Source organism: Actinomycetospora aurantiaca (genome assembly GCF_037401875.1).
GTDB lineage: Bacteria > Actinomycetota > Actinomycetes > Mycobacteriales > Pseudonocardiaceae > Actinomycetospora > Actinomycetospora aurantiaca.
Map to the genome: position 1 here is coordinate 175,727 of NZ_JBBEGN010000003.1, position 25,328 is coordinate 201,054.

24 protein-coding genes and 1 pseudogene are annotated in these 25,328 nt (G+C 75.1%); 16 read left to right on the forward strand and 9 right to left on the reverse strand.

Going from position 1 to position 25,328, the window contains the following annotated elements:
- Positions 1-70 precede the first annotated feature (70 nt).
- Positions 71-1,591, forward strand: a complete 1,521-nt coding sequence (locus WCD74_RS08655) for a cobyric acid synthase (protein WP_337694440.1) — start codon at positions 71-73, stop codon at positions 1,589-1,591.
- A 3-nt stretch (positions 1,592-1,594) separates the two neighbouring features.
- Here the strand turns inward: WCD74_RS08655 and WCD74_RS08660 are convergent, their stop codons facing one another.
- From WCD74_RS08660 to WCD74_RS08670, 3 genes are read right to left on the reverse strand one after another with little or no spacing between them, the layout of a single operon-like run.
- The gene (locus WCD74_RS08660; RefSeq protein WP_337694441.1) at positions 1,595-2,158 is read right to left on the reverse strand and encodes an SRPBCC family protein; all 564 of its coding nucleotides are present in this window, start codon (positions 2,156-2,158) and stop codon (positions 1,595-1,597) included.
- 47 nt (positions 2,159-2,205) lie between these two features.
- The gene (locus WCD74_RS08665) at positions 2,206-3,432 is read right to left on the reverse strand and encodes a saccharopine dehydrogenase family protein (RefSeq protein WP_337694442.1); all 1,227 of its coding nucleotides are present in this window, start codon (positions 3,430-3,432) and stop codon (positions 2,206-2,208) included.
- Between the two features lie 9 nt (positions 3,433-3,441).
- On the reverse strand, positions 3,442-3,912 hold the full coding sequence (locus WCD74_RS08670) for a nitroreductase/quinone reductase family protein (RefSeq protein ID WP_337694443.1): 471 nt from the start codon (positions 3,910-3,912) through the stop codon (positions 3,442-3,444).
- Positions 3,913-4,014: 102 nt separating this feature from the next.
- Between WCD74_RS08670 and WCD74_RS08675 the strand changes: the two genes are divergently transcribed.
- On the forward strand, positions 4,015-4,668 hold the full coding sequence (locus tag WCD74_RS08675) for a TetR/AcrR family transcriptional regulator (protein WP_337694444.1): 654 nt from the start codon (positions 4,015-4,017) through the stop codon (positions 4,666-4,668).
- Here WCD74_RS08675 and WCD74_RS08680 read toward each other — a convergent pair.
- Positions 4,665-5,126 carry an MSMEG_3727 family PQQ-associated protein gene (locus tag WCD74_RS08680; RefSeq protein WP_337694445.1) on the reverse strand — a complete coding sequence of 154 codons (462 nt, stop codon included), beginning with the start codon at positions 5,124-5,126 and terminating at the stop codon, positions 4,665-4,667. The two genes, WCD74_RS08675 and WCD74_RS08680, sit on opposite strands and share 4 nt — an antisense overlap.
- Before the next feature lie 66 nt (positions 5,127-5,192).
- A complete protein-coding gene (locus tag WCD74_RS08685) occupies positions 5,193-5,807 on the reverse strand; it encodes a TetR/AcrR family transcriptional regulator C-terminal domain-containing protein (protein ID WP_337694446.1) in 615 nt (204 codons plus the stop codon).
- Positions 5,808-5,869: 62 nt separating this feature from the next.
- Here WCD74_RS08685 and WCD74_RS08690 point away from each other — a divergent pair, with 62 nt between their 5' ends.
- The 3 genes from WCD74_RS08690 to WCD74_RS08700 all read left to right on the forward strand — a co-directional run bounded on the left by WCD74_RS08690 (position 5,870) and on the right by WCD74_RS08700 (position 8,347).
- Positions 5,870-6,859, forward strand: a complete 990-nt coding sequence (locus WCD74_RS08690; RefSeq protein WP_337694447.1) for an ATP-binding cassette domain-containing protein — start codon at positions 5,870-5,872, stop codon at positions 6,857-6,859.
- A gap of 2 nt (positions 6,860-6,861) precedes the next feature.
- Positions 6,862-7,731 carry an ABC transporter permease gene (locus WCD74_RS08695; RefSeq protein WP_337694448.1) on the forward strand — a complete coding sequence of 290 codons (870 nt, stop codon included), beginning with the start codon at positions 6,862-6,864 and terminating at the stop codon, positions 7,729-7,731.
- Positions 7,732-7,834: 103 nt separating this feature from the next.
- A complete protein-coding gene (locus tag WCD74_RS08700) occupies positions 7,835-8,347 on the forward strand; it encodes a CinA family protein (protein ID WP_337694449.1) in 513 nt (170 codons plus the stop codon).
- A 16-nt stretch (positions 8,348-8,363) separates the two neighbouring features.
- Here the strand turns inward: WCD74_RS08700 and WCD74_RS08705 are convergent, their stop codons facing one another.
- Positions 8,364-8,954, reverse strand: coding sequence for a TetR/AcrR family transcriptional regulator (locus tag WCD74_RS08705; protein ID WP_337694450.1), 591 nt, complete (start codon positions 8,952-8,954; stop codon positions 8,364-8,366).
- 54 nt (positions 8,955-9,008) lie between these two features.
- Here WCD74_RS08705 and WCD74_RS08710 point away from each other — a divergent pair.
- Positions 9,009-9,695, forward strand: a pseudogene (locus WCD74_RS08710) (alpha/beta fold hydrolase); the annotation flags it as partial.
- A 55-nt stretch (positions 9,696-9,750) separates the two neighbouring features.
- Here the strand turns inward: WCD74_RS08710 and WCD74_RS08715 are convergent.
- A complete protein-coding gene (locus WCD74_RS08715) occupies positions 9,751-11,133 on the reverse strand; it encodes a mycothione reductase (protein WP_337694451.1) in 1,383 nt (460 codons plus the stop codon).
- A gap of 297 nt (positions 11,134-11,430) precedes the next feature.
- Between WCD74_RS08715 and WCD74_RS08720 the strand changes: the two genes are divergently transcribed.
- The 6 genes from WCD74_RS08720 to WCD74_RS08745 all read left to right on the forward strand — a co-directional run bounded on the left by WCD74_RS08720 (position 11,431) and on the right by WCD74_RS08745 (position 17,831).
- Positions 11,431-12,357, forward strand: coding sequence for a S1 family peptidase (locus WCD74_RS08720; RefSeq protein ID WP_337694452.1), 927 nt, complete (start codon positions 11,431-11,433; stop codon positions 12,355-12,357).
- Positions 12,358-12,476: 119 nt separating this feature from the next.
- Positions 12,477-13,274 carry a siderophore-interacting protein gene (locus WCD74_RS08725; RefSeq protein WP_337694453.1) on the forward strand — a complete coding sequence of 266 codons (798 nt, stop codon included), beginning with the start codon at positions 12,477-12,479 and terminating at the stop codon, positions 13,272-13,274.
- A 75-nt stretch (positions 13,275-13,349) separates the two neighbouring features.
- A complete protein-coding gene (locus tag WCD74_RS08730; protein ID WP_337694454.1) occupies positions 13,350-15,506 on the forward strand; it encodes a VWA domain-containing protein in 2,157 nt (718 codons plus the stop codon).
- A 20-nt stretch (positions 15,507-15,526) separates the two neighbouring features.
- Entirely contained in the window at positions 15,527-16,141 is a 615-nt protein-coding gene (cobO, locus tag WCD74_RS08735; protein WP_337694455.1) for a cob(I)yrinic acid a,c-diamide adenosyltransferase, read from the forward strand.
- Between the two features lie 14 nt (positions 16,142-16,155).
- On the forward strand, positions 16,156-17,493 hold the full coding sequence (locus WCD74_RS08740) for a cobyrinic acid a,c-diamide synthase CobB (protein WP_337694779.1): 1,338 nt from the start codon (positions 16,156-16,158) through the stop codon (positions 17,491-17,493).
- An 11-nt stretch (positions 17,494-17,504) separates the two neighbouring features.
- Entirely contained in the window at positions 17,505-17,831 is a 327-nt protein-coding gene (locus WCD74_RS08745; RefSeq protein ID WP_337694456.1) for a cobalamin biosynthesis protein, read from the forward strand.
- A 549-nt stretch (positions 17,832-18,380) separates the two neighbouring features.
- On the opposite strand, the gene WCD74_RS08750 is transcribed toward WCD74_RS08745, so the two are convergent.
- Positions 18,381-19,199, reverse strand: coding sequence for a LysR family transcriptional regulator (locus WCD74_RS08750; RefSeq protein ID WP_337694457.1), 819 nt, complete (start codon positions 19,197-19,199; stop codon positions 18,381-18,383).
- 70 nt (positions 19,200-19,269) lie between these two features.
- On the opposite strand from WCD74_RS08750, the gene WCD74_RS08755 reads away from it, so the two are divergent.
- From WCD74_RS08755 to WCD74_RS08770, 4 genes are all read left to right on the forward strand, one after another.
- Complete coding sequence (locus tag WCD74_RS08755; RefSeq protein ID WP_337694458.1) at positions 19,270-20,103, forward strand: SDR family oxidoreductase; 834 nt, start codon at positions 19,270-19,272, stop codon at positions 20,101-20,103.
- Positions 20,104-20,167: 64 nt separating this feature from the next.
- Complete coding sequence (locus WCD74_RS08760) at positions 20,168-20,596, forward strand: LapA family protein (RefSeq protein WP_337694459.1); 429 nt, start codon at positions 20,168-20,170, stop codon at positions 20,594-20,596.
- Between the two features lie 21 nt (positions 20,597-20,617).
- Complete coding sequence (locus WCD74_RS08765) at positions 20,618-21,700, forward strand: cysteine--tRNA ligase (RefSeq protein WP_337694460.1); 1,083 nt, start codon at positions 20,618-20,620, stop codon at positions 21,698-21,700.
- 134 nt (positions 21,701-21,834) lie between these two features.
- Complete coding sequence (locus WCD74_RS08770) at positions 21,835-24,108, forward strand: hypothetical protein (protein WP_337694461.1); 2,274 nt, start codon at positions 21,835-21,837, stop codon at positions 24,106-24,108.
- Positions 24,109-24,112: 4 nt separating this feature from the next.
- Here WCD74_RS08770 and WCD74_RS08775 read toward each other — a convergent pair whose 3' ends face one another.
- On the reverse strand, positions 24,113-25,255 hold the full coding sequence (locus WCD74_RS08775; RefSeq protein ID WP_337694462.1) for an outer membrane protein assembly factor BamB family protein: 1,143 nt from the start codon (positions 25,253-25,255) through the stop codon (positions 24,113-24,115).
- Positions 25,256-25,328 lie beyond the last annotated feature (73 nt).

The following is a 25,328-nucleotide window of genomic DNA, read 5'->3' on the forward strand; positions in this document are numbered from 1 at the left end:
CCATGCGACCCCGTGCCGTCGCGGCACACTCCAGGGCCTGTGACCCAGGTCTCGCGCCTAGGCTCGGGGCGTGCAGGGCGCCCTCCTCGTCGCCGGGACCACCAGCGACGCCGGCAAGAGCGTCCTCGTCGCCGGGATCTGCCGGTGGCTCGCGCGGCAGGGCGTCGACGTGGCGCCGTTCAAGGCGCAGAACATGAGCAACAACTCCGTCGTCACGCTCGACGGCGGGGAGATCGGGCGGGCGCAGGCGCTGCAGGCGGCGGCATGCGGGCTCGCGCCGAGCGTCGCGTTCAACCCGGTGCTGCTCAAGCCGGGGTCGGAGCGCACCAGCCAGGTCGTCGTGCACGGGCGCGTGGACGGCACCGTCTCGGCGATGTCGTACCGCGAGCGCAAGCCGGCCCTGCTCGAGATCGTGACGGCGGGTCTCGCGCGGCTACGCGCGCAGCACGACGTCGTCGTCTGCGAGGGCGCCGGATCCCCGGCGGAGATCAACCTGCGCGCCACCGACATCGCGAACATGGGCCTCGCCCGCGCCGGGTCGCTGCCGACGATCGTGGTCGGCGACATCGACCGGGGCGGGGTGCTCGCGCACCTGTTCGGCACGCTCGCGGTGCTGGAACCGGCGGACCAGGCGCTGGTCGCCGGCTTCGTCGTGAACAAGTTCCGGGGCGACCCGGCGCTGCTGGAGCCCGGGCTCGCGCAGCTGGAGCGCCTGACGGGACGGCCGACGCTCGGGGTGCTCCCGTTCGCGTCCGACCTCTGGATCGACGCCGAGGACTCGCTCGGCCACGACGGTGCCGTCGGCCGGCCCGCGCCGCCGCTCGGGCGCGACTGGCTGCGGGTGGCGGTCGTGCGGCTCCCGCGGGTCTCGAACGGCACCGACGTGGACGCGCTGGCGAGCGAACCCGGCGTCGCCGTCCGGTACGTGACCGCACCGAGCGACCTCGTCGGGGCCGACCTCGTCGTCCTGCCGGGCTCCAAGACGACCGTCTCGGATCTGGCGTGGCTGCGATCGACGGGCCTGGCCGACGCGGTGGTCGCGCACGTGCGGGCGGGCCGCCCCGTGCTCGGCATCTGCGGCGGCTACCAGATGCTCGGCCGCACGATCGACGACCCGGACGGCGTCGAGGCCGCGCCCGGCCGTCACACGGGCCTCGGCCTCGGGGCGTTCGACGTCGTCTTCGACCGCGACAAGCACCTCGGGACCCCGGCGGGCACCGCGCTCGGGGAGGAGGTCACCGGCTACGAGATCCACCACGGGCGGGAGTTGCGCGGCGGCGGGTCGCCGCTGGTGACGACGGCCGACGGAGCCCCGGAAGGGCTCGACGTCGGGACCGTGCTGGGGACGCACTGGCACGGCCTGCTGGAGAACGACGGGTTCCGACGGCGGGTGCTGGAGCGCGTGGCCGCCCTGACCGGGCGCGACTTCCGGGTGTCGACGACGACCTCGTTCGCCGCGGCCCGGACCGCGCAGCTCGACCTGCTCGCCGACCTCGTGTCGCAGCACCTCGACACGGCGGCGTTGCGGGAACTGATCGAGCGCGGCGCGCCGGCCGGACTGCGCGTGGTGCCCCCGGCCGGCGCCCCGTGAGAGCTACTTCGCGGCGTTCGCGACCTTGTCGATGGTCTGTGACATCTGGTCCTCGGTGATCATCGGGAAGAAGCCGCGGAAGTTCTCGTCCTTCACGCCCGACCAGTCGTAGACCTGCGTCACCTTCGTGCCCGAGCCGGCCGGCTCCAGCTGCCAGGTCCATGTGTGGCCCGTGGCCTTCACGTCGCCGAGCTTGTCGGTGTAGCCGTCGATCGGGTGGAGCGTGGGCGCCCAGCCGATCTTCCGGTTCTCCTCGTAGGCGACGACGGTGTTCTTCATCTGGTAGTCGCCGAGCGCGTCGTTGTTCATGTTCATGACGAACTCGTCGCCGGTGCCGGTGACGTTCTCCGAGCCGGGCTCGACGCCACGGAGCATGCCGGCACCGTCGAACTCGGTGTGCCGCTCGGGCTGGGAGAGCAGCGCGAACATCTGCTCCGGGCTGGCATCCACGGTCTTGGTGACCTGCTGCTGGTCGCTCACGATCGTCCTTCCGTCCACGTCGGTGGGGGACCGGCGCGCCGGGTCGGCGAACCGGTCGGCACCGAAGAGCGTGCCCCTGTCGTGCACGTCCCAATCGTGGGCGATACGCCGTTCGGCCCTGCCCGATCGGCCGGTCAGGAGGCGCGCAACGCCTCGTAGACGTGCCCGGCCGTGCGGAGGCGCTCGACCAGGGCGGGGCCCATCGCGGTGGCGGGGGTCAGGGAACCGGCGCGGGAGGGCAGGCGGTCGCCGTCGAGCGCGAGGCACAGCACGGACTCGCCGAGCATCACCGCGGTCGCCGCGTAGCCCGGGTCGCCCGAACCGGAGACGCGCCCGGTGTAGCGGGCCCCCGTCGTCGTGACCGCGTCCAGGTCGTGGCGGAACCACCCGTTGCGCCGGGTCGACTCCGACGGGCCCTCGCCCGGCTTGGGCAGCACCCGGTCGAGCAGCTGGCGCGCACCCGGCGTCGCGAAGCCCGCGAGCATGGCCCCGAGGCCCGCGGTGACCGCGCCCGCCGTCACGGCCCCCACGGGACCCGAGCCGGCGCCCATCACCTCGCCGTAGCGCAGGCCCTTGCCGTAGGAGTAGCCGGCGATCGCGTTGGAGCGCCGCACGATGCGGGTGTTGTACGAGGCCATGACGAACGGGGCGGCCCACTTGCCGTCGGGGAGGCGGTGCGGGGCCGGGTTGTCGCTGGGCTGGCGGGTGTCGGGCTCGCCGTCGCGGTCGGGGGAGAGGCCGTAGGGGTCGCGCATCAGCTTCATCGTCGAGCGGTCCGCCTTCGCGGTGTCGGCGATCCCGCGCATCGAGTCGATCGTGCCGCCGGAGACCCCGCCGCGGACGCGGGCGACCGCGGTGACGTCGGTCAGCTCGCCCTCGCCGTCGGCCTGGACCTGCGCGTGCAGGAGCAGGACGCCCAGGTCGGAGGGCACCGAGTCGTACCCGCAGGAGTGCACGATGCGGGCGCCCGTGCCCTGGGCGACGCCGTCGGTCGCGTCGATCGCCTCGCGGGCGAAGGTCACCTCACCGGTGAGGTCGGCGTAGTGGGTGCCGGCCGCGGCGGCCGCCTCGACCAGCGGCAGCCCGTACCTGGCGTAGGGACCCACGGTCGTCGCGATCGCCGTCGTGGACGCCACCATCGCGTCGAGCGCGGCCCGGTCCGTGGAGTCCGCGACGATCAGGGGCCAGTCGCTGCCCGGGGCCGGCAGGCCGACGCGGACCGACTCCAGCTTCTGCCGCGATCGCCCGGCCAGGGCGATCCGGGTGCCCGTCGGGGCGTGGCGCGCCAGGTAGTCCGCGGTCAGGGCACCGACGAAGCTGGTGGCCCCGTAGAGGACGACGTCGTGCTCGCGCTCGCTCATGCGGGCACGCTAGCGGCGCGGCGCGGGCTCCGCCGAGGTGACGACGAAGACCGGGTGCCGGCCGGCGATCGCGGCCAGCTCGTCGTCGCTCGCGTCGGCCCCGACGCCGTCGAAGAACGCGCCGACCTCCCAGGCCCAGGCCTTCAGGTAGGCGCGGAGCACCGGAACGACCTCGGCCGGCTCGGTGAGCTCGCGGACCGTGATGTGCTCGGTGCGGCGGCCGACGGTGAGCTCGGCGTCGCCCGCGACACGGATGTTGCGCACCCACTGGGTCTGCCCGCGCGCCGCGACGAGGTAGCGCTCGCCGTCGAGGGGGAGCGGGTTCACCGGCGTCGTCCGGAGCTCGCCGCTGGTCCGCCCGCGGACCCCGAGCACGGCCGAGCCGGCGAGGGACAGGCCGCGGCGGGTGGCGAAGGCGACCAGTGGGTTCATGATGCGGCGGGTGACGAAGCCGGGCTGCTGGTAGTGGGTGGCGGTCATGGCTCGACTCCTCGATGTGAGCACTGCTCTCTGCAGTGAGAGCAATGCTCTCGCTCAACAACGCTGCTGTCAAGAGCAGTGCTCTCTGACATGCTGTCGCACATGCCCACCCGTCGCGAGCAGGCCCGAGTCGAGACCACCGAGCGCATCCTGGCCGCGGCGCGCACGCAGCTGGCCGAGGTCGGGGCGGCGGCGTTGTCGCTGCGGGCGGTGACGCGCGAGGTCGGGATGGTGTCGTCCGCGGTCTACCGCTACTTCCCGAGCCGCGACGAGCTGCTCACCGCACTGATCATCGAGGCCTACGACGCCGTCGGGGAGGCGGCGGAGGCCGCCGAGCAGGCCGACGCCGGGTCGACCGGCCTGGAGCGGTGGGTGTCGGTCTGGCGGGCGGTGCGGGCGTGGGCGCGCGAGCACCCGGCGCAGTACGCGCTGATCTACGGCTCGCCGGTGCCCGGGTACGCGGCGCCGACGGACACGCTGCCGGCGGCCGGGCGGGTGGCGACGGTGCTCGTGCGGATCGCGGCGGACGGGGCCGGGGCGCGCGAGGACCCCGGACCCGCCGTCCGGAACGCGATCGTGCCGGAGGTGCTGCCCGACCTCGACCCCGCGCTGGCGCCGGCGGCGATCGCCGCGTTCACCCAGCTGTTCGGGACCGTCGGGTTCGAGCTGTTCGGGCAGTACGAGAACGTCGTGGCCGACCGGGACGTGTTCTTCGAGCACGTGGCCCGGACGGCGGGACGTGCCTGCGGCCTCTAGGGGCGGGGCTGTGGCGGGCGGTCGAGCTTCGCCGACTGGGGCACCTCGCCGCCCATGACGAGCGCGCCGGTGAGGCCGCGGCCCTCGTCGTTGCCGGTGGTGGAGCCGTAGTAGTAGGCGCCGGGGCCGTCGAGATCGAGGCGAGCGATGCCCTTGGAGTGGTTGACCAGCCAGATGAGCTTCGGGTCGCCGTTGTTCGGCAGCAGCGCGCAGTGGGTGTTCTTGTCGTCGTTGATCAGCGTGAGCTCGATCTGTCCGCCGTGCGGGAAGACGAGGATCGCCGGCTCCCAGACGAGTTCGTCCTCGGGGATGCGGACGGTGGCGCGCATGACGCCGTCGTCGCCCTCCTCGGCGTAGCCGACCTCGCCGGTGCCGAGCATCCGGCCGAGCGTGGCCCGGTTCTGCCCGTCGAGCCCGGCCTCGCGCAGCTTCGTGTCGCGGTCGTCGGTCGCGGTCATGGTGCGCCTCCTGGCCTCGGTGCGAGCCGCTCATGATCCAGGTCACACTCCGCCCGTTCAAGCTGCTCACGAGCGTGTGGCGCGCAACCCGCCGATCATCGCCGCCAGCCCGACCTCGAACGTGGCCTCGCCCGTCGCGTCGGTCCGCGTCGTGGCCGCGGCGTGCAGGTGGGGCAGCTCGGCGAGGCGGGCGAGGACCTCGGGGTCCGGCGGGGCGGCGGTGCGGGCCGCCTCCGCCTGGTACTCCAGCGCTGCGCCGAGGATGTAGTGGCCGAGGCCGAACACCGCGTCCATCGCCTCCGACGGGGTGAACCCGGCGTCGACGAGCACGGCGAGGGTGCGCTCGATCTGGTCCAGCGACGCGATCGTCGGGCGGTTGCCGGCGACGACGAGCGCGGCGTCGCGGTGGGCGGTGAACGCGCGGTAGCGCACGCGGGCGGACTCCGCCAGCCACTCCCACCACGGCTGACCGGGGGCGGGGGCGTCGGGCGGCGCGTGCTCGGCGACCATGCGCTCCGCCATCAGGTCGAGCAGGGCGCGCTTGTCGGTGACGTGCCAGTACAGCGTCGGCGCGCTGACCCCGAGCTCGGCCGCGACCTTGCGCAGCGACAGCGCCGCGAGACCGCCCTCGTCGAGCAGGCGGACGGCCGCCGTCACGATCGCGTCACGGCTGATCGCCACCGGTCGGAACCTCCTTGCGTGGCCGAGTAGCGTGACTCTAACACTGTTAGAGGGGGACGCGGGTGGACGAACCGGCCGTATCGGTCAGGGGACTGGTCAAGCGCTACGGCGACGTCGAGGCCGTGCGCGGCATCGACCTGGAGGTGGCACGCGGGGAGACGTTCGGGTTCCTCGGCCCGAACGGAGCGGGCAAGTCGACCACGATCAACATCCTCTGCACGCTGGTCGAGCCGACGGCGGGCGAGGCGGCGGTCGCCGGGCTCGACGTGGTGCGCGACCGGGCGGCCGTCCGGCGTCGGATCGGCCTGGTGTTCCAGGAGCCGACCCTGGACGGGCCGATGTCCGGCGAGCAGAACCTGCGCTTCCACGGGGAGCTCTACGGCGTCGACCGGCGCACCGCGGCCGCGCGGCGCGAGGAGGTGCTGCGGACCGTCGGGCTGTTCGAGCGCCGCAAGGACCCGGTCTCGACCTACTCGGGCGGGATGCGGCGCCGCCTCGAGATCGCCCGCGGGCTGCTCCACTCACCCCAGGTGCTCTTCCTCGACGAGCCCACGATCGGCCTGGACCCGCAGACCCGGGCGTCGATCTGGAACTACCTGGCGCGCCTGCACGAGACCCAGCCGATCACCGTCTTCGTCACCACCCACTACATGGACGAGGCCGAGAACTGCGACCGGATCGCGATCATGAACGAGGGCCGGATCGTCGCGCTGGACACCCCGGAGGCGCTGAAGGCGCAGGTCGGGGCGGACCGGGTCGTCGTCGCGACCGGGGACGACGACGCCGCGATCGCCGCCGTGCGCCGCGAGTTCGGGCTCGAGGCCGGCATGCACGAGGGGGCGGTGACGATCTCCGTGCCCGACGGCGCCGGGTTCGTGCCGCGGCTGTTCGCGGCGCTGACGGCGGCCGGTGTCGACGTCCGGTCGGTGTCGGTGACCCGGCCCTCGCTCGACGACGTGTTCCTGGCCCACACCGGCACGACGCTGCGCGACGCGGAGCGGTCCGCAGGTCCCTCCCTGCACCCGATGGCGATGCGGATGAGGGGGCGGTAGCGGTGACCGAGCTGCGTGAGCCGTTGCGTGTGGAGGCGGTGCGGGTCCCGGAGAGCGGGCTCGCGACGGAGGCCCGCGCGGCCGCCGTCGTCTGGCAGCGGGAGATGATCCGGTTCGTCAAGGACCGGGCGCGGATCCTGTCGTCGCTGGCCCAGCCGCTGCTGTTCCTGTTCGTGCTGGGCAGCGGGCTCGGGTCGCTGCTGGGGTCGAGCGGGTCCGGGGTGGCGCTGCCGACGTTCCTGTTCCCGGGCGTCCTGGCGATCTCGGTGCTGTTCACCGCGGCGTTCTCGGGCATCTCGATCGTCTGGGACCGCGAGTTCGGGTTCCTGCGCGAGATGCTGGTGGCGCCGGTGTCGACGACGTCGATCCTCGTCGGGAAGGCAGTCGGCGGGTCGACGGTGGCGACGCTGCAGTGCCTGCTGCTGCTCGCGCTCGCGGGGCTGGTGGGCGTGCCCTACGACCCGCTGATGTTCCTCGAGCTGCTCGTGCTGATCTTCCTGATGGCGTTCATGATCTGCTGCCTCGGGCTCATGCTCGCCGCCCGGTTGAAGCAGGTGCAGACCGCGATGCCGATGGTGCAGCTGATCATCACGCCGCTGATGTTCCTGTCCGGGGCGCTGTTCCCGCTCGGGAACCTGCCGACGTGGCTGACGGTGCTCACGCACGTCAACCCGATGACCTACGCCGTCGAGCCGCTGCGTCACGTCGTGTTCTCGCGGCTCGACGTCTCGGCCGCGGACCTCGCGCGGTACGACCCGGGCATCCGGTGGGGGTCCTTCCTGGTCCCGACGTGGCTGGAGATCCTCCTGACGATCGGGTTCAGCGCCCTGCTGCTCGCGCTCGCCGTGACGCGGTTCCGGCGGACCGAGTAGATGTGGCCTGCTCACCTGGGCGGAGCCCACATCATGCCGTTTCGACGACCGGTCGGGGCGGTCATCCGCCGCGGTCGTCGAGGACGTGCGGAGGTACGCGGTGGTGGACGAACGCAGCGAGGGCGCCGATCGACCGCCGGACGAGGCGCCGGAGGATCTCGCGAAGGAGATCTCCGACGGCGCCGACCGGGACGGGCGCCGCATCGCGGTGGTGGAGTCGCTGACCGGCGGGCTCGTCTCGAGCGACCTGGCCGCGGCGCCGGGATCGAGCGAGTGGTTCCGCGGCGGTGTCGTCGCCTACGACCGCACCACCAAACACGGGGTCCTGGGCGTCCCGGACGGCCCCGTCGTCGCCGAGCCCGCGGTCCGCGCGATGGCCGAGAACGCGGCCGAGATGTTCGGGGCGGACGTCGTCGTGGCCGTGAGCGGCGCGGGCGGGCCCGACCCGCAGGACGACCAGCCTCCCGGCACGGTCTGGTTCGCCGTCAGCGACCACGGACAGACCGACGCGTGGGTCAAGCGCTTCCCGGGGGACCCGCCGGACGTGCTGAAGGCGACCCGGATGGAAGCCCTGCACGCGCTGCGCGAGCACACGGCCGCGGCCCACGCCGACTAGCGCCGATCAGCGCGGACTAGCTCAGCACGGCCTGCCAGTGCGCCCGCAGGGCGCGGCCGGCCGTGGCCGGGTCGATCGAGTCCGGGGCCACGAGGTACTGCAGCGCGAGGCCCCGGAGCTCGGCGACCACGATCGCCGCGACCACCGGCGGGTCGACGTCGGACCGGACGTCGCCCGCCGCCCGTCCCGCCTCCAGGTCCGCGACGATGTCCGCGCGGAACAGCTCATCGCGCTCGCGGAACAGCGGACCGAGCTCGGGTGAGGCCACCGACTCGGCCCACAGCACCAGGAACGCCCGCGAGAGCGACCCGATCCGCCCGACGGCACCGAGGTAGCGCTCCACCAGCACGAGCAGGCGCTCCAGGCCCGGGGCGACCTCGTCGACCCCGGGCACGAACCCGGCCTGGCTCGCCCGCACGAGCGCCGAGACGAGCGCCTGCTTCGAGCCGAAGTGGTGCGTGACGATGCCGCGGCTGTAGCCCGCCCGCCGCCCCACCTCCGCGAGCGTGACCGACCGCAGACCGGTCTCGACGACGAGGTCGGCCGCCGCGGTGAGCAGGGCCCGTTCGGTCGTCTCCCGCCGCTCCTGCTGGGTTCGCCGTTCCATCGCGGCAGCATAGCGTGGTAACTTGCGTGTCAACCGACAAGTAAGTGAGGGACCATGACCGCTGTCTTCGTCCACGGCAACCCGATGACGGCCGCCGTGTGGGAGGGGCTGCTCGCCGAGCTCGGCCGCGAGGACGTCGTGTGCCTGTCCCCGCCGGGGTTCGGGGCGCCCCTGCCGGGCGGGTTCGACGTGACGCCGGAGGGCTACCGCGACTGGCTGGTGCGCGAGCTCGAGCGCCTCGAGGGCCCGGTCGACCTCGTCGGGCACGACTGGGGCGGGATCCACGTCGTCCGGGTCGCGATGGACCGCCCGGACCTGCTGCGCAGCTGGGTCAGCGACGCCCTCGGCGTGTTCGACCCCGGGTACGCGTGGCACGAGCTCGCGGTGACCTGGCAGACGCCGGGCGCGGGGGAGCGGCAGGTGGCCGGCCTCGCGGACCGCGCCTCCTGGACGGCCCGCCTGACGGCGCGCGGCATGCCGCTCGCGGTCGCCGAGCGCGTCGTCGACGGCTACGACCCGGCGCTGGCCCACGCGATCCTCGCGCTGTACCGGGCGGCGGCCCAGCCCGCGATGGCGCGCGCCGGGCGGGACCTGGAGCGGGCGGCCGCGCGGCCCGGGCTCGCCGTCGTCGCGACCGGCGACCCCGTCGGGGGCACCCTGGCCCAGCGCCGCCGGTCGGCGGCGCGGGCGGGCGCGCAGGAGGGACTGCTCGAGGGGCTGGGCCACTGGTGGCCGGCCCGCTACCCGGTGCGGGCCGCGCAGCTCCTCACGGCGTTCTGGGCGTCGGCGGGGACGCTCACGACGACAGCGGGAGCCCCAGCAGTGCGTTCTCGATCAGTTCGGGCAGTGCCGGGTGGATCCAGTACTGCGCGGTGGCGACCTCCCGTGCGTTCTGGCCGAACACCATGGCCTGCACGAGCAGCTGGATGAGCGACGAGGCCTGCGGGCCCATGAGGTGGGCGCCCAGGAGCTCGCCCGACGGCGAGGCCAGCACCTTCGCGAAGCCGGTCGTGTCCTCCATGGCCCAGCCGAAGGCGACGTCGCCGTAGGCCTGGTCCTTCGCGACGTAGGGCGTGCCCGCGTCGCGCAGGTCCTGCTCGCGGGCGCCGACGGTGGCGACCTGCGGGTCGGTGAACACCGCCGAGGGCACGAAGCGGTGGGAGGTCGCCCGCGGGGTGTCCGGGTGCAGCAGGTTGTGCTGCACCACCTTCGCCTCGTGGTTCGCGACGTGCTTGAGCTGGTGGGGCGAGCTGACGTCGCCGAGGGCCCAGATGCCCGCGACCGGGGTGCGCTGGTACTCGTCGACCTCGACCCGGCCGTCGTCGGTCAGGGAGAGCCCGGTCCTCCCGACGTCGAGTCGGTCCCCGCCCGGCACGCGGCCGGTGGCGACGAGCAGGGCGTCGCCCTCGATCGTCTCGCCCTGCGGGCAGGTCAGCACGACGGTGCCGTCGGCGCGCTGCTCCGCCGCGGTGGGCTCCGAGCTCAGGTGCACGTTCCAGCGGTCCTGCGCGAGCCGGGTGAACCGCTCGGAGACCGTCTCGTCCTGGTCGCGGAGCAGGGCGGGGCCGCGGGTGACGACCGTGACCTCGACCCCGAGCGCCGAGAACACGTGCGCGAACTCGCAGGCGATGTAGCCGCCGCCGAGGATCGTGAGCCGGCGCGGCAGGTCGGGCAGGCGCATCACGTCGTCGGAGGTGTGGAAGGGCACCCCCGAGTCCGCGATGACCGCCGGCACCGTCGGCCGCGAGCCGGCGGCGATGACGAACCGGTCGGCGGTGACGGTCTCGCCGGCGCCCCCGGCGGTCGGGGTGACCTCCAGCGCGCGCTCGCCGGTGAAGACCGCGTGCCCCTGGTAGACGGTGACGTTCGCGCTCTCCTGGTCGCGGTAGCGCAGGCCGCCCGCCGAGATCGGGTCGATGCGCCCGAAGACCCGGTCGCGGATGTCGGTCCAGCGGACCTTGTCGATGCTCGCGTCGACGCCGTAGGTGCCCGCCCGGCGCACGGTCTCCGCGACGTCGGAGGCGTAGACGTACATCTTCGTCGGGATGCAGCCGACGTTCAGGCACGTCCCGCCGAAGACGCCGTGTTCGACGATCGCGACGTCCCAGTCGTCGAAGCGCGAGTCCAGGATCGAGTTGCCCGATCCGGAGCCGATGATGACGAGGTCGTGGTGCGGCACGACCTCCACTGTATGGAGCACGCCCGCCGACGGCTCGTTCCTCCGCGCCGGTGACGGAAGGTGAGCAACCGGTCGTCGCACCGTGACGGACGCTGAACGGTCATCAGCGACCGCTCGTCGCGCTGCGCTCACCCACCGGTGACGTTTATCGTCCGAAATCGACCGCTCGTCGTCGCTCAGCGGGGCGAACTCCCGCCGCTCGGCTTGTCCGGTCCCCGGGACCTCTGGTCAGGTTCTGCTCCGTCGGGCGGTGAGCGGTACGCCGGACGGTCCTCGGGAGCGGGGCGTGGAGCAGCGGTGAGTGAGCGGGAGGCGGGCGGGATGCGGGGAACCGGCGGGCGGCACCGCGCCGTGGTGGAGCGGCGGCCACGGGGTCCGATGGTCCGGCGGGCGGCGCTGCTGGTCCCGACGGCCGTCGTGGTCCTGGCGGTGGTGGCGGTCGGTCTGGTCGGCTTCGGCGGGCGCAGCTCGGCGGTGACGACGGGCTCGGTCGGCGACCCGGGGGACGGCGGCGGGCCGGGCGGCGACGGGGTGTCGCAGGCGCGGATCGTCGGCGGGGAGAAGACGACGACCGCCGCCGAGCCGTGGGTGGTGTTCCTGACCGACTCGTCGGGCTTCCAGTTCTGCGGCGGCACCCTCGTCGCGCCGACCAAGGTCGTCACGGCGGCGCACTGCACGGCCTCGTCGCCGGAGCGGAAGATCTACGCGGTCGTCGGGCGGGACGACAAGCAGTCGAAGAGCGGCGAGTCGGTGCCGGTGGCGAAGACCTGGGTCAGCCCGACGTTCTCCGCGGTGGGCAACGGCCTGGACGTCTCCGTGCTGACGCTGCAGAAGCCGGTGACGACGCCGACCCTCCCGCTCGCGACCGCGGACGACGACGCGCTCTACGGGCCCGGGACCGCCGCGCGCATCTACGGCTGGGGGGCGACCTCGGAGAACGGCACGCCGTCGCGCTACCTGCTGGGGGCCACCGTGCCGATCCGCGAGGACTCCTACTGCAAGGGCTCGGCGTCCTCGTACGACCCCGAGCTGCTCACCTGCGCCGGCTTCGACTCCGGCGGGGTGGACACCTGCCAGGGCGACTCCGGCGGACCGCTCGTGGCGGGCGGCAAGCTCATCGGCATCACCAGCTACGGCGACGGCTGCGCCCGCGCCGGCAAGCCCGGCTACTACACGCGGGTCGGGGCCAACGCGGCGCTGATCGCGAAGCAGGTGGCCTCGTAGGAGACGTCCCGGGTCGGAGGGCAGACCGGACGGGGGACCGGGGGCGGATCGGCGGGCAGGCCGATCCGTCGCCCGGTGAAGTAAGGTGAGCCTTACCTGAGGGAGAAAGGGTGAGGTGCATGGCGAAGGGCGGACAGGGACACCGGCTCGAGGTGCTGCGCAGCGAGCAGTTGACCCCGCACCTGCGGCGGGTGGTGCTCGGGGGGCCGGGCCTGGCGGGGATCGAGGACAACGGCTTCACCGACCGCTACGTGAAGCTCGCGTTCCGGCGCCCCGGGGTCACCTACGACGAGCCGCTCGACGTCGGCGCGGTCCGTGCGGAACGGCCCCGCGACGAGTGGCCGATCTCGCGCACCTACACCGTTCGCTCGCTCGACCACGCGGCCGGCGAGATGGTGATCGACTTCGTGGTGCACGGCGACACCGGCGTGGCCGGCCCGTGGGCGCTCGCGGCCCGGCCGGGCGACGAGCTGATCCTGCTGGGCCCGGGCGGGGCGTACGCGCCGGCCGCGGACGTCGACGCGCACGTGCTGATCGGGGACGAGGCCGCGCTGCCGGCGATCGCCGCGGCGGCCGAGCGGGTCGCCCCGGGCGTGCCGGTGCTGGCGTTCGTGGAGGTCGACGGCCCGGCCGACGAGCTGCCGCTGACCTGCGCCGGCGACCTCGAGCTGCGCTGGGTGCACCGCGACGCGGGCGAGTCGCTGGTCGACGTGGTGCGGGCTGTGGACTGGCCGGCCGGACGCGTGCAGGCGTTCGTGCACGGCGAGACGTCGTCGATGAAGGCGCTGCGCGGGCACCTGCGCGACGAGCGCGGCCTGCCCAAGGAGCTGCTCTCCATCTCCGGGTACTGGCGGCGCGGGATGGACGAGGAGTCGTTCCAGGCCGACAAGCGCGCGGGCAACGGGGTGGCCGCCTGACTGCGACCCGGGAGCGGCGTACATCTCAGCGGTCCGTGAGATGAGGCGGTCGACGGCGGGTTAGGGTCGCGTCCCGTGGCGTTCCCCTTCTCGGCCGTCGTCGGCCACCCGGACCTGCGGCTCGCGCTCCTGCTCTCCGCGGTCGACCCGGGCATCGGCGGGGTGCTGGTGCGCGGGGAGAAGGGCACCGCGAAGTCGACGATCGTGCGGGCGCTGGCGGCGCTGCTGCCGGAGGTCGACGTGCGGGCCGGCGACCGGTTCGGGGTGGACGTCGACGCCGGTGAGGAGTCGCCGGACGGGCCGTTCCCGCCGGGGACGGCCGTCGAGCGGCGGCCCGCGCGCCTCGTCGAGCTCCCGGTCGGCGCCTCCGAGGACCGGCTGATCGGCTCGCTCGACCTGCAGGAGGTCCTGGCCCACGGCCGCGGCTCGGTGCAGCCCGGCCTGCTCGCGCTCGCGCACCGCGGCGTGCTCTACGTCGACGAGGTCAACCTGCTCCACGACCACCTCGTCGACCTGCTCCTCGACGCCGCCGCCTCCGGCCGGTCGCACGTCGAGCGCGACGGGGTGTCGTTCACGCACCCGGCGCGGTTCCTGCTGGTCGGGACGATGAACCCGGAGGAGGGGGAGCTCCGTCCCCAGCTGCTCGACCGGTTCGGGCTCACCGTCCGCGTCGAGGCGTCCCGGGCCGTCGCCGAGCGCACCGAGGTGGTCCGCCGCCGCCTCGCCCACGACGCCGACCCGGCCGGCTTCGAGTCCCGCTTCGCCCCCGACGAGTCCGCCGTGCGCGAGCAGATCGCCGCCGCCCGGGACCGCCTGGGCGCCGTGTCCCTCACCGACCGCGAGCTCGTCCGCATCTCCGCGGTCTGCGCCTTCGTCGACGTCGACGGGATGCGCGCGGACGTGGTCGTCGCCCGCACCGCGGTGGCGCACGCGGCCTGGCGGTCCGCGGGCGCCGTCGACGTCGACGACGTTCGGGCCGCCGCCCGCCTCGCCCTGCCCCACCGCCGCCGTCGCGACCCCTTCGACGAGCCGCACCTCTCCGAGGACGAGCTCGAGAAGGCGATGCAGGCCGCCGAGCAGGCGGTGCAGGACTTCGACGACGACTCCGACGACGAATCCGACGACGACGGTCCCGACGACGACCCGGGCGGCCCGGGGTCGGACGGTCCCGAGGGTCCCGACGGTCCCGACGACGGCTCCGGTCCCGACGACGGGTCGGAGACGGCGGCCCCCGAGGAGGGGGCCGGTGAGCCGAGCGGTGGCGGAACCGTGTCCGACGGACAGGGTCCGACCGAGGCGCCCGCGCCGCCGACCCGCCCCGACCGGCCGTCGGGAACGGGCAGCGGCAACGACGATGCGGATTCCCTGCCGTCCGGTGACAGCAGTGACGCAGTGCCGACCCCGGCCGGTGCCCCGCAGCACGTCCGCCTCAAGCAGCGGCGGTTCGAGGTGCACGGCGTCGGCGAGGGCGTGCCCGGGCGGCGGTCGCGGGCGCGGGGACGTCGGGGCCGGACGGTCCGCGCGGTCGCCGAGGCGCCGGAGTCCGGGCCCGCCCCGCACATCCCGGCCACCGTCCTCGCGAGCGTCCGCAGCGGGCGTCGCGGCCGGCCCGGTCCGGACGACCTGCGCCACGCCCACCGCGAGGGCCGCGAGGGGAACCTCGTGCTGTTCTGCGTGGACGCCTCGGGGTCGATGGCCGCGCGGAAGCGGATGACCGCGGTGACCGGGGCGGTCGACGCGCTGCTGCGGGACGCGTACCAGCGGCGGGACAAGGTCGGGGTCGTGACGTTCCGCGGCCCCGGCGCCGTGCTCGCCCTCCCGCCGACGAGCAGCGTCCACACCGCGCACGCCCGGCTCGCCGACCTGCGGACCGGGGGCCGGACCCCGCTCGCCGACGGGCTCCGCACCGCCCGCCGGGTGCTGCGGGCGGAGCGGGTCCGCGACCCCCGCCGCCGCGGCCTGCTGGTCGTGCTGACCGACGGGCGCGCCACCGTCGGCGGGCCGCGTCCCCTCGACGCCGCCCTCGACGCCGCCCGGGGGCTCGCCCGCGAGGCCGGGCCGGGCCGCGGGGGCGCGGCGATGAGCACGGTCGTCGTGGACTGCGAGTCCGGGCACGTGCGGCTCGGTCTGGCGGGGCGGATCGCGGGGGCGGCCGCGGGGACGATCGTGACCCTGGACGAACTGACCGGTGAGAGCGTCGCGTCGGTGGCCCGGACCGCCGTCGGCGTCTAGTCGGACCACGAGGAGGAACCGTGCCGCAGGGCGTCCCCACCACCGTTCCCGACGACGGGCTGACCACGCGCCAGCGCCGCCGCCGGCCGCTGCTGGTCGTGCACACCGGGGTCAACAAGGGCAAGTCGACCGCCGCGTTCGGGCTGGCGCTGCGGCAGTGGACCGCGGGCAACTCGGTCGCGGTGTTCCAGTTCGTGAAGTCGGCGAAGTGGCGGGTCGGCGAGGAGACGGCGCTGAAGGCCCTCGGCGAGCTGCACGCCTCGACCGGCCAGGGCGGCCCGGTGGAGTGGCACAAGATGGGCGAGGGCTGGTCGTGGAGCCGCAAGCCGGGCTCCGACGAGGACCACGCCGAGGCCGCGCGCGAGGGCTGGGCGGAGATCCGGCGGCGGCTCGAGGGCGCCGCGCACGACTTCTACGTCCTCGACGAGTTCACCTACCCGCTGAAGTGGGGGTGGATCGACGTCGACGAGGTGGTCGAGGTGCTGCGCGACCGGCCCGGCTTCCAGCACGTCGTCGTCACCGGCCGGGACGCGCCGCCCGCTCTCGTCGAGGCGGCCGATCTCGTCACCGAGATGACCAAGATCAAGCACCCGATGGACGCCGGTCAGAAGGGTCAGAAGGGCATCGAGTGGTAGCGCTCCCGCCGAGGGTGGTGATCGCCGCCCCGTCGTCGGGAAGCGGGAAGACCACGATCACGACGGGCCTGCTGGGCGCGCTGGCGGCCCGCGGGACGGTCCCGGCGCCGTTCAAGATCGGGCCGGACTACGTCGACCCCGGCTACCACGCCCTCGCCTCCGGGCGGCCCGGGCGCAACCTCGACCCGGTGCTCTGCGGCGTGGAGCGCCTGGCACCGCTCGTCGCGCACGGAGCGGCCGGGGCGGACCTCGCCGTCGTCGAGGGCGTGATGGGCCTGTTCGACGGCCGGTTGCAGCAGGCTCCCGACGACGGGTCCACCGCCCACGTCGCCCGGGTGCTCGACGCGCCGGTGGTCCTCGTGGTCGACGCGCGGGGACAGCACCGGTCCATCGCGGCCCTGCTGCACGGGTTCCGCACGTTCGACCCCGCGGTGGCGCCGGCGGGCGTGATCCTCAACCGCGTCGGGACCGAGCGGCACGCGGACGCGCTGCGGGCGGCGTGCGCGGAGGCCGGGGCGCCGGTGCTCGGGGTGGTGCCGCGGCGGGCCGAGCTCGCCGTGCCCTCCCGCCATCTCGGACTGATCACCGCCGCGGAGCACGGCGCGGCCGCCCGCGCGGCCGTCGACGCGATGACGGCCCTCGTTGCCGAGCACGTGGACCTCGACGCGGTCGAGCGGCTCGCGCGCTCGGCTCCGGCGACCCCCGTCGAGCCGTGGGACCCGGTGCTCGAGGTCGGGCCGACCGACCGGCGCGCGCCCCGCGTCGTCGCGGTCGCCGGCGGCCCGGCGTTCACGTTCGGCTACCCCGAGCACGCGGAGCTGCTGCGGGCGGCGGGCGGCGAGGTGGTCGTGGTGGACCCGCTGCGCGACGAGGCGCTGCCCGAGCGCGCGGCCGCGCTCGTCCTGCCCGGGGGGTTCCCCGAGGAGCACCTCGAGGACCTGTCGGCCAACGTCGCCCTGCGCACCGCCGTCCACGCGTTCGCGACGGCCGGTGGGGCGGTCCACGCGGAGTGCGGCGGCCTGCTCTACCTCGGCCGGTCGCTCGACGGGTCGCCGATGTGCGGGGTGCTGCTCGCCGACGCGGCGATGGGGCCGCGGCTGACGCTGGGGTACCGGACGGCCACGGCTCTCGCGGATTCGCCGGTCGCCGCCCGCGGGGACGTCGTCACCGGGCACGAGTTCCACCGCACGGTGACCACCCCGCGGGCCGGCGCCGACCCGGCGTGGCGGTGGGACGACGTGAGCGAGGGTTTCGTCCAGGGGAACGTGCACGCCTCCTACCTGCACACCCACCCCGCCGGGCGGCCGGAGGCGGTGCGCCGGTTCGTGGCCGGACTGGTCGGCCCGCCGTGATCGTGCTCGGCGTGGGCGTCGAACCCGGCACTCCGGTGGAGTACCTCGTCGAGGCGGTCGCGGGCCTGGAGTACGACGCCGTCGCGACCGTCGACCGCCGCCTCGGCGAGCCGTCGATCGCTGCGGTCGCCGAGGGACGGAAGCTCCTCGCCTACGGCACCGCCAACCTCGACGCCGTGGACGTCCCGAACCCGTCGGCCGTCGTCCGCCGGCTCACCGGCACGGGGTCGGTCGCCGAGGCGGCCGCGATCCTGGCCGCGCGGGAGCTCGGAGGAGCGGGCGAACTCGTCGTCGAGAAGCAGCGGGGGCGGATGGTGACGGTGGCGCTCGCGCGGTGAGCCGTCGGACGCGCCGACGTTGCGTGGCGCACACGGTCGGCGCAGGTCGCCTCGGTGCGTCTCGGCGTTGCGTGCCGCACACGGTCTGCGGGAGCCGTACCGGTGTGCAGGTGGTGTGCGTGCCGCAACGGCGGCCGGACGGAGCCCGCGGCGAGAGCAAGATCCTCAACGCGGGAGCGGACCGATCGGTCCTCGCCCCACTTCGCTCGGCAGAACGAGATCTTGCCTGGTGACCAGCCGGTCCGTGTGCGCGACGCAACGCGGTGTCGGAGGAGTGCCGACCGGCCTGGCCGTGTGCGCGACGCAACGCGGTGTCGGAGGAGTGCCGCCCGGCCTGGCCGTGTGCGCGGCGCAACGCGGTGTCGGAGGAGTGCCGCCCGGCCTGGCCGTGTGCGCGGCGCAACGCGGTGTCGGAGGAGTGCCGACCGGCCTGGCCGTGTGCGCGGCGCAACGCGGTGTCGGGGGAGGGCGGCCCGGCCTGGCCGTGTGCACGACGCAACGCTGTGCCAGAGGACCGGCGAGATCGGCGATGTGCCGCACCTGTGCGGCCTACAGCGGCGGCCGTCCGTCCTCGCGCCGCCACACGAGCCGGTGCTCCACGGTCAGCGGGTCGCCGACGAGCGGGAGCGCGACCAGCCCGGACGGCAGCCCGCCGGCGAGGGCACGCTGCTGGGTGATCCCGACGGCGACCCCCGAGAGCACCAGGGGCACCAGCCGGTCCAGGCGCACCGCATCGTGCGCGACCACGACGTCCGCGCCGCGGGACCGCAGCCCGGCGACGAACCGTTCGTGCAGCCACGGGTTCACCGATCGCGGCACCACCGCCAACGACCGTCCGACGAGCGAGGCCGGGTCCACCGGGCCGGTGGCGGCGGGGTCGTCGGCGGTCAGGACGATCATCGCGGCCTCCCGCCCGACGACCTCCGCGTCCAGCTCGGGCGGCAGCTCGGGCTCCCAGCACCACCCGGCGTCGAGACGGCGGTCGGCGATCGCGGTCAGTTGCTCCGGCGTCGACATCGGGACCGGCACGACCCGCACGCCCGTCGCCCGGGTGAACAGCTCGGTGCCGAGGTCCTCGGCGTATCCGACCCGCAGCTCGCGGACCCCACCGGCCGCCCGTCGTCCGGCCGCGAGCGCCCGGGCCGCCGCCGCGAGCACCGCGCGCGCCTCGGGCAGGAAGGCCTCCCCGGCGGCGGTCAGCTCGACGCGGCGGCTGGTCCGCGCGAACAGCGGACCGCCGAGCTCCCGCTCCAGGCGGGCCACCTGCTCGCTCACCGACTGCTGGCGCACGTGGACCCGCTCGGCGGCCCGGCCGAAGTGCAGCTCCTCCGCGACCGCCACGACGTACTCGAGCTGTCGCAGTTCCACAGGCGGAGCCTGTCACAGCACCGCGCGAACAGTCGTTGATCGACAGGCCGTCGAGGCGCGGAATGGAGACATGCAGACCTGGTTCGTCACCGGCGCGTCCCGCGGCTTCGGGCGGGAGCTCACCGACCAGCTCCTCGCCCGGGGGGACCGCGTCGCCGCCACCCTCCGCCGTCCGGAACAGCTCGACGACCTCGCCGCCGCCCACCCCGGCCGGCTCTGGCGCGCCGCCCTCGACGTCACCGACACCGACCGGCTCCGAGCCGTCGTCGATGCGGCGACCGCCGACCTCGGGCGGCTCGACGTCGTCGTCTCGAACGCCGGCTCCGGGGTGTTCGGCACCGCCGAGGAGCTCACCGACGCCCAGATCGACGGGCTCGTCGCGACCAACCTGACCGCGTCGATCCAGCTCGCCCGGGCGGCGCTGCCCCACCTGCGGGCGCAGGGCGGCGGGCTGCTGATGCAGATGTCGAGCATGGGCGCCCAGATCGCCTTCCCCGGGTTCTCGCTGTACCACGCGAGCAAGTGGGGCATCGAGGGGTTCTACGAGGCCCTGGCCGCCGAGGTCGGACCCCTCGGGGTCGCGACGATGCTCGTCGAGCCCGGCATGATCCGGACGACGTTCTTCGACGCCGCCGAGTACGCCCCGGAGCGGCCGGAGTACGCGCACGTGCACGGACAGCGCGTCGCGGTCGAGGACATGCCGGGCGACCAGGCGCTCGTCGTCGCCGCGATGATCGCTGCCGCCGACGAGGATCGCGCCCCGACCACCACGCCCCGGCGCCTGGTCCTCGGCTCGGACGCCCACCGGCTGATGCGCGATGCCCTCACCGACCGCCTCGACGTCGTCGACGCCCAGCGGGACAGCGCGGCCCGGACCGACCGACCCGCCGTCGGGACGGGCTGAACGTTCCGCGCTCGGCGGCCGCGTCGTCTCCCCAGCGTGCCGCCGAGGCGCCAGGATGTGCCGCATGACCGAGAAGGACGGGGCGGCCACGCCCGACCTCACCGCGCCGTCCCCCGCCGACGGCCCCACCGTCGAGCACTCGACGGTCACCCGGCCGGAGAGCACCCCGCCCGCCGAGCGCGAGACCGAGCGCATGCCGGGCGGGACCGCGGGGGCGCCCACGCGGACGCACGCGACGCCGCGGACCGGCCCCGGCCGGACCCGCATCGGCGGCGCGTGGATCGGCCTGATCCTCGGCGCGGTCGTCCTGGTCTTCCTGCTGATCTTCATCCTGCAGAACCTCGACCCGGCCCGGGTGCAGTTCCTCGGCCTGCAGGCGGAGCTGCCGCTCGGCATCTGGATGCTCTTCTCCGCGATCGCCGGCGTGCTGCTCCTCGCGATCCCCGGGCTCGGGCGGATGATCCAGTGGCGGCGCTCGACGCGGAAGCGCTGAACCGGCGGGCAGGATGGGGACGTGACTGGAACCCTCGTCCTCGCCGGGGAGCCGTTGCCGCTGGTCGGGCACGCCCGCGCCTACGTCTGCGGCATCACCCCGTACGACACCACCCACCTCGGCCACGCCGCGACCTTCGTGTGGGCCGACGTCGCGACCCGCGTCCTGCGCCGCACGGGGGTGTCGGTCGAGGTCTGCCGCAACGTCACCGACGTCGACGACGTCCTGGACGCCGCGGCCGAACGGGCCGGCAGCCGGTTCGACAGCTTCGCCGCGGTCGGCCAGTTCCGGTTCGACCGCGACATGGCCGCCCTCGGCGTCCGCCCGCCGGCCCACGAGCCGCGGGCGCACAACCACGTGGAGGACGTCGTCCGGCTCGCCGCGGGCCTGCTCGACCGGGGCGTGGCCTACGAGCGGGACGGCGAGATCCTGCTGCGCGCGTCCGCGGTCGGGCTGGACGGACACGTTCCCGACGACGGGTCCTCGCAGGTCGCGCCCTCGGCCCGCGCCGACGACCCGGCCGATCCGACCGTCTGGCGGCCCGCCCTGCCCGGTGAGGCAGCGTGGCCGAGCCCCTGGGGTGACGGCCGGCCGGGCTGGCACGCGGAGTGCGCCGCGATGGCGGTCTCGGTGCTCGGCCCGGCGGTGGACCTGCACGTCGGTGGCGCCGACCTGCGCCACCCGCACCACACGGCCATGGGGGCGATGGCCGAGGCCATGACGGGGGTGCGGCCGTTCGCGCGGGCGCGGCTGCACGTGGGGACGGTGCAGGTCGAGGGCGCGAAGATGGCGAAGTCGGCCGGCAACCTGGTGCTGGTCTCGGACCTGCTCGAGTCGTGGCCGGCCGCCGCCGTCCGGCTGCTCGTCCTCGACCGGCCCTGGGCATCGGCTTGGGACGTGGCCCCCGACGACGTGGGGGCCGCGGCCGACCGCCTCGAGCGCCTGTTCTCCGCGGCCGGACGCCACGTCGACGGCGAGGCGGCCGCCGACGCGGTGCTCGCGGCCCTGCTCGACGACCTCGACGTGCCCACGGCCCTGGCGCTCGCCGAGTCCGAGGGCGGGGAGGCGGCCCGGCTGGCGCTCTCGGTGCTCGGCCTGACCTGACGGGCACAGGGCTCCCCGGGGTGATACGGATGTGACACGCGGGGCGGATGTGCCGCGAAATGTGCCGCCGCTGCCTACGGTGTGACGTCGGGTGTGGGCGCTCCGTCGCGCCCGGGGGAGCGGAGGAGGGCGTGATGCGCTGGGGCGGTCCCGACGAGGTGACGCTGAAGCCGATGGAGCCGCCCGCCCCGCGGGAATCCCCGGAGAACCTTCCCGACGACGAGCCGCGGGGCCGGGAGCGCGGGCGCTCCCTCCTGCGCTCGCGACGGGGCCGTGGCGGCGACCGCCCCGAGCCGGTCGGGACGGCCGACGAGCCGGTCGACGAGCCGGCGGGGACCGCGGCGACCGACGTTGCTCCGGACGAGCCCGCGGAGACGCCGACACGCGACGAGCCGTCCTCGTCGGAGCGGCCCCGGCCGGTCCCGGACGCCCCGACCCGCCCCGACGGACCCGCTCCGCGGCGCTCCGTCTTCGGCTGGAGCCGCGGCCCCGCGCCATCGTCGCCGCCCGAGGCGCCGGCCCGGACCCCGACCCGCGAGCGCCCCGAACCCGGCATCGCCCCGCGCACCCCGCCGTGGCGGACCGTGGGCGCCGCCGGTGCTGCGGCCGACGACTCCGCGAGTACCCGGACGCCGAGCGAGATGGTCACCGTGCCGGCCGCGAAGGCCCCGACCGCCGCCGAGACGGCGGCCGCGGAGCGGGTCGCGGCCCAGGAGAAGGTCGCCGCGGAGAAGGCCGCCGCGGACAAGGCCGCCGCCGAGAAGGCGGCTGCGGACGACAAGGCCGCCAGGGACAAGGCCGCCGCCGACACGGCGGCTGCAGACGAGAGGGCCGCCAGGGAGAAGGCCGCCGCCGAGAAGGCCGCCGCCGAGAGGGCTGCCGAGAAGAAGGCCGCGGACGAGAAGGCCGCCAGGGAGAAGGCCGCCGCCGAGAAGGCCGCCGCCGAGAGGGCTGCCGAGAAGAAGGCCGCGGACGAGAAGGCGGCCGCGGAGAAGGCGGCTGCCGAGAAGAAGGCGGCAGACGACAAGGCGGCCGCCGACAAGGCCGCCACCGAGAAGGCCGCCACCGAGAAGCCCGCCGCGTCGGTCGACGACCGTCAGACCGGGCTGATCCGCAAGGTCGACGCGGACGACGACGGTGACGGTCGAGGCGCGGGGGCCGCCGTGGCCGCGGCGGGCGCAGGGGCGGCCGTGGGCGCGGTCGCGGGCCGCTACCGGACCCGGAGCGACGAGACGACCTCCGCAACCGGGTCCGAAGGACACGGTTCGGCGACCACCGTCGAGAGGGGCGAGCCCACCCCGGCCGTCCAACCCGAGCCCGAACCCGAGTCCGAACCCGAGTCCGCGGCCGAGCGCACCGAGATCACGCCGTCCGACCGGACCGACGTCATGTCCCCGGTCGAGGAGCCCGCCCCGGCGGGCCCGCGGCCGGGGGTCGTCCGCGACCGCCGTCGTCGTCGCCGCGTGCTCTTCGCCTTCGTCCTCGCGGCCCTGGTGCTCGCGGCGTTCCTCGGGCTGGTCGCGCTCATCACCGACCACGCCGGCTCGGACGAGCCCGCCGCCGCCCCAGCCCCGAACGCCGCGGTCACGGTGCCCCCGCCCGGTCCTGCCGCGCCGCCGGCCCCACCGCAGCTCCCGCGGGGCGGCACGACGTTCTTCCCGCAGCACCGGGTCGTCGCCTACTACGGCACCGCCGGGACCGACTCGCTCGGCATCCTCGGCGAGGGCTCGCCGCAGGACGCGGCCACGAAGCTCGAGGCGGCCGCGGCGCCGTTCGCGTCGCCGGGGAAGACCGTGCTGCCCGCGATGGAGCTCATCGTCGGGATCGCGAACAGCACGCCCGGGCCCGACGGGACCTACCACAGCAACATCGACGAGGCCGAGGCCCGGGAGTACCTCGCGGCGGCGCGGGCGAAGCAGCAGGTCATGATCATCGACGTGCAGCCCGGGCGGGCGGACTTCATGACCGCGGTGCGCCCCTGGGAGGCGCTGCTGCGCGAGCCCGACGTCGGCCTCGCGCTCGACCCGGAGTGGCGGATGGGGCCCGGCCAGGTCCCGGGCGAGCAGATCGGGACGGTCACCGCCGACGAGGTCAACCAGGTCTCGAGCTGGCTCGCGAACATCGTCGCGACCGCGAACCTGCCGCAGAAGCTGTTCGTCGTGCACCAGTTCACGTCGAACATGATCACCAACCCGGAGCGGCTGCAGACCCCGCCGCAGCTCGCCGTCGTGCAGCACATCGACGGCTTCGGCGCCCCGCCGAACAAGATCGGCAAGTACCAGCAGCTGCAGCGCCCGCAGCAGCTCCACCTGGGCTTCAAGCTGTTCATCGACGAGGACACGCCGACCCTCATGCCGGCCGAGGCGCTCGCCCTGGCGCCCGCGCCGGACCTGGTCACCTACCAGTAGCCGGTCAGCGCAGCCCGACGACCACCGTCCGGCTCGACCGGTTCGCGACCACGACGGCGCCGGGCGCGGCCACGAGCACCGGGTCCTCCGGGGTCCGGGCGGGGCGGCCCAGCGGTGCCCCGTCGTCGGGAGCGAGAGCCCCGAGCTCGATCGGTGGCCCGGTGCCGACGACGGCGGAGTCGCCCAGCTCGTCCGAGCACGCCTGCACCGTCGTCGCGGGCAGCACGAGCAGAGCGGGGTCCGCGCACGCCGTCGGCGGGGTGGGCACGGCCGTGCCGCTCGCGAGGTCGAGGACCGCGACGGCCGGCACGATCCGGTTGAGCAGCTCGATGCGCGGCAGCCCCGCGCCGAGCAGCGGCGACCCGGCCACGCGCGGGACCCGCGCCCGGACGGACCCGGTCCGCGGGTCGACGAGCAGGCGCGGCTCCGGCCCGGTCACGACGACGAGCGTCCCGTCCGTCGCGGACGCGAGGCCCGCCCCGCCCGCCGCCTCCGACGGTTCCGCGTCGACGGTCCAGCGGTCGTCCCCGGTGCGCTCGTCGAGCCCGCGCAGCACGGTGCGGCCGGCGCACCGGGCGGCCGCCGGCACCGTCCCGAGCGACCACTGCGCGTCGACGGTCCGCTCCTCGCAGCCCGGGGCGGTGCCGCGGGTCCAGAGCCGGTCGCCGGTGGCGAGGTCGCGGGCCTCGCGCTCCACGCCGCCCGCGGAGGACCGGGCCAGCACCACGACGGTGTCGGTGAGCAGCGGGACCGGCTCGCCGTCGACCTCGTCGGCCCACCGCGGCGCCCCGGTGAGGGCGTCGAGGACGGTGACCGACCCGCCGTCGTGCAGGAGCACGAGCGACCTGCCGTCGGGACCGGCCTGCGCCGCCGTGAGCCGCCGACCGGGGACCGCGTACCGCCAGCGCTCCGCCCCGGACGACCCGTCGAGGGCCGTGACGCCCTCGTCGTCGACCGCGACGACCCCGGCGCCGGCCCGGAGGACGTCGTGCAGCGGTGCGGGGGAGGTCCACCGCCAGGCGACGCCGACCGGACGCGTGGGGACCGGGGCCGCGGCGACCGGCGAGGCGGTCGTGGAGACCGCCGACGGCCCGGCGCACCCCACCAGCACGAGAGCGAGGGCGAGCAGGGCGACCCGGCGCGACACGGGAGCAGTCTGACCCGCGGCGACGAACGACGGGACCCGGGAATCCGGGGTGCGGGCCGTCGTTAGGCTCTCG